Source organism: Duganella violaceipulchra (assembly GCF_019166075.1).
GTDB lineage: Bacteria > Pseudomonadota > Gammaproteobacteria > Burkholderiales > Burkholderiaceae_D > Rugamonas > Rugamonas violaceipulchra.
Genome location: NZ_JAHTGR010000251.1, coordinates 1 through 245 on the forward strand (window position 1 = coordinate 1; position 245 = coordinate 245).

At 66.1% G+C, this 245-nt stretch carries 1 protein-coding gene; it reads left to right on the plus strand.

Annotated elements, in window-relative coordinates; all coding sequences use genetic code 11:
• Positions 1 to 245, plus strand: a 245-nt coding sequence (locus KVP70_RS33925; RefSeq protein WP_217946812.1) for an AMP-binding enzyme, incomplete at both ends; no start/stop codon positions are given.

A 245-nucleotide genomic window follows, 5' to 3' on the forward strand; every position in this document is an offset into this window, starting at 1 on the left:
CCTGCGAAGGCGTGCGCGATGCGATTGTGATCGCACGCGAAGACCAGCCGGGCGACAAGCGGCTGGTGGCGTACGTGATCGCGCAAGCAGGGGCGGAAGAAGGGGCCTTGTCGGCAACCAACTTGCGCGAGCAGCTATCGGCCAGCCTGGCCGAGTACATGGTGCCCAGCGCATTTGTGACCTTGGACGGTTTCCCGTTGACCGCCAACGGCAAACTCGACCGCAAGGCGCTGCCGGCGCCGGAC